We start from the raw sequence: 222 nt of genomic DNA, 5'->3' as shown, positions 1-222 counted from the left end.
AGAGAACCAGTCCCCGACCAGTTCTCCCTCATTGTACTTGCCAAGATTGGCTATATAGACTTGCATATCATCAATCATAAGCGGTTCACTTCCTTTCGGTTGTATTCATAAAATCTGCCATAAGAAACACCACCATCAGAGCTTGAACATACCGTTGTTGCAGAGAGCATAACGTCCTTTTTCTTCCAGTTCATGGGCGTAGGCTTCCAGATTAAAATATTT

The 222-nt window shown here is 41.9% G+C and carries 1 protein-coding gene; it reads right to left on the bottom strand.

Going from position 1 to position 222, the window contains the following annotated elements; translation table 11 throughout:
* Positions 1-75: antirestriction protein ArdA (locus tag GPK60_RS10920; RefSeq protein ID WP_330622214.1), on the bottom strand; the 75-nt coding region annotated here is incomplete at its 3' end.
* Positions 76-222: the final 147 nt, after the last annotated feature.

Origin of the sequence: Ruminococcus sp. MCC718 (assembly GCF_018783905.1) — a bacterium.
GTDB lineage: Bacteria > Bacillota > Clostridia > Lachnospirales > Lachnospiraceae > Hominisplanchenecus > Hominisplanchenecus faecis.
This window is presented reverse-complemented; position numbering and strand designations above follow the sequence as displayed.